The 251-nt window shown below is 65.3% G+C and carries 1 protein-coding gene; it reads left to right on the forward strand.

Annotated features, from left to right (window positions below):
- Positions 1 to 251 (forward strand): potassium-transporting ATPase subunit KdpA (locus tag SB751_RS33425; protein ID WP_410749424.1); only part of this gene is annotated, 251 nt, incomplete at both ends.

Below are 251 nucleotides of genomic sequence, written 5' to 3' on the forward strand. Positions count from 1 at the left end.
GTGACCGACCCGGCCGTGACCCAGACGCAAACGCTGGCGATGGGTCCGGTGGCTTCGCAGGAGGCGATCAAGCTGCTGGGCACCAACGGCGGCGGTTTCTTCAACGCCAACTCCGCTCATCCGTTCGAGAATTCGACGGCGCTGTCGAACTTCCTGGAGATGCTGGCGATCCTGGTGATTCCCGCGGCGCTGTGCTTCACCTTCGGTGAGATGGTCGGCAACCGGCGCCAGGGCATCGCCATCCTGGCGGC

The sequence above is a fragment of the Cupriavidus sp. SIMBA_020 genome (assembly GCF_046535395.1).
In the GTDB taxonomy this organism is placed as follows: domain Bacteria; phylum Pseudomonadota; class Gammaproteobacteria; order Burkholderiales; family Burkholderiaceae; genus Cupriavidus; species Cupriavidus campinensis.